The organism is Streptococcus sp. GMD6S, assembly GCF_000297015.1.
Map to the genome: position 1 here is coordinate 1 of NZ_AJRH01000384.1, position 636 is coordinate 636.

At 41.2% G+C, this 636-nt stretch carries 1 protein-coding gene and 1 pseudogene; one reads left to right on the forward strand and one right to left on the reverse strand.

What is annotated here, in order from left to right; translation table 11 throughout:
• Window positions 1-324 (forward strand): TipAS antibiotic-recognition domain-containing protein (locus GMD6S_RS11910; protein WP_000374848.1); only part of this gene is annotated, 324 nt, incomplete at its 5' end.
• A gap of 44 nt (window positions 325-368) precedes the next feature.
• On the opposite strand, the pseudogene GMD6S_RS11915 reads toward GMD6S_RS11910, so the two are convergent.
• A pseudogene (locus GMD6S_RS11915) lies at window positions 369-636 on the reverse strand (DUF1697 domain-containing protein); the annotation flags it as partial.

Genomic DNA, 636 nt, shown 5'->3' on the forward strand with positions numbered 1-636 from the left:
GAAGTCATGGGCCAGGCTCTCGAGCGCCAAAAAGGTCGCGAAGATGAGGCTACAGCCGCCTTCAACCAAGTTTTTCAAGCCTTGGCACAAAACCTTAAAAATGGGCTAGCTGCAACAGCGGTCGAAAACCAAGAGCAAGCAGCCAAACTCTTGCAAGCTATTCGTACTTATGGATTTGACTGCTCTATTGAGGTCTTCGGCCATATCGGCAAAGGCTACGTCTATAACCCAGAGTTTAAGGAAAACATTGACAAATTTGGAGCTGGAACAGCCCAGTACACATCAGATGTCATTGCGACTTATGTTCAGACACAGACAAAATAAAAATCAGCGGAGTTACCTCTGCTGATTTTTTCTGGTTTCAAGTACTATTTGGTTAATAGTTTTTCAACTACGTTTAACTTTCGCATGGTCAGAACCACGCCAAACAATTTTTCAAGATAGTTGGTATTGAGCTTTTTTTGTTTTGCAGTTCTAGGGAGATAGAGGTAGAGACAGTGATCACCTACACAAATTTCTTCTTCACCGTAGTCAGCTTTCAATTTTTCTAGTGGCAGACTTTGGATAAATCCCTGATAAAAAATCACATGTATACGATCGTAAAGATAGTCTTCTCTAAATGGATTCTCATGAACA